Genomic DNA, 1196 nt, shown 5'->3' with positions numbered 1-1196 from the left:
CGTCATTAATAGTGGTTATCTGGGATATTATTGCTATATGGCGCTGCCCGAAGGGTTCTGCCTAGGGGCAATTAACTCTTTGTTGCTCGGTTCTTACTTAGCCCACTAGGTTACAAACCTCGCGCCGCGATTAAATTGCCCCTAGTTTGAACAAATAGCAATCCGCAAAGGTTAACAGACCCTAATTATGTTAAATTGCACTGTATTTCATTTCGCTAATAGCATAACGGGTATTATTTAAATTAATACCCCGCTGCTTTTGCACAGCATAACATGTTGAACCACTAGCCCAATACGCTTTGAATTGGTAAAATATCAAAAACAGAACGTATTCAATAGAGGCACAAGATGGGCAGAGCATTTGAAGTCCGCAAAAGTTCGATGGCTAAAACCGCCAACGCAAAAACTAAAGTAAATTCAAAGTACGGTAAAGAAATTTACGTTGCAGCCAAAAGTGGTGAACCCGACCCCGATGTAAATCAAACATTGCGCCGCTTAATTGAAAAAGCCAAAAAAGACCAAGTTCCTGCGCACGTAATCGAAAAAGCAATTGAAAAAGCAGCCGGCGGGGCAGGGGAAGATTACTCAACTGCACGGTACGAAGGCTACGGCCCGGGTAATTGCATGGTGATTGTTGACTGTTTAACCGATAACCCTAATCGTACTATTAAAGACGTGCGCTTACCGTTTACTAAAACAGATTCAAAAATCGGCACACCTGGGTGTGTAGCACATATGTTTGATCATCTTGCTGTTTTGGGGTTTGCAGGTGACGACGATGAAGTCGTGTTAGAAGCGCTGATGATGGCTGACGTTGATGTGACTGATGTAGAAGCCGAAGATGGCAAGGTGTCGGTATTTGCACCGCATACAGAGTACTTTAAAGCTAAAACGGCATTAGAAGAAGCATTTGAAGGCATTAACTTTGAAGTTGATGAAATTACCTTCGTTCCACAAGTACATGTTGAAATTACAGATGAAGAAGTGATTGCCAACTTTGATAAATTTATCAATATGCTTGAAGATTGCGATGACGTACAAAATGTTTATCACAACGCGACTATTAAAAATTAATTCGTAGTTTTAACTAGGCGAATTTTAGCTATTTTGCCGCTTAATAAAACAAAAAGCGCGTTTTGTGTAGGCAAAACGCGCTTTTTTAGTGTTAAATAAATGTCAGCTATTCAGCTATTCAG

Annotated in this window: 1 protein-coding gene; it reads left to right on the top strand. The window is 40.6% G+C overall.

Annotation, left to right across the window (positions count from 1 at the left end; genetic code table 11):
• Positions 1–348 precede the first annotated feature (348 nt).
• Positions 349–1074 (top strand): YebC/PmpR family DNA-binding transcriptional regulator, encoded by a 726-nt coding sequence (locus CWB77_RS17750; protein WP_010388706.1) that lies wholly within the window; start codon positions 349–351, stop codon positions 1072–1074.
• The last annotated feature ends 122 nt before the right edge of the window (positions 1075–1196 follow it).

Origin of the sequence: Pseudoalteromonas sp. S1610 (assembly GCF_005887465.1) — a bacterium.
In the GTDB taxonomy this organism is placed as follows: Bacteria; Pseudomonadota; Gammaproteobacteria; order Enterobacterales; family Alteromonadaceae; genus Pseudoalteromonas; species Pseudoalteromonas undina.
The sequence above is the reverse complement of the archived record's forward strand: the minus strand, read 5'-3'. Positions and strand labels throughout refer to the sequence as shown.

Coding starts and splice junctions, on each gene's coding strand:
- CWB77_RS17750 (WP_010388706.1), top strand. CDS start 349: ATGGGCAGAGCATTTGAAGTCCGCAAAAGTTCGATGGCTAAAACCGCC.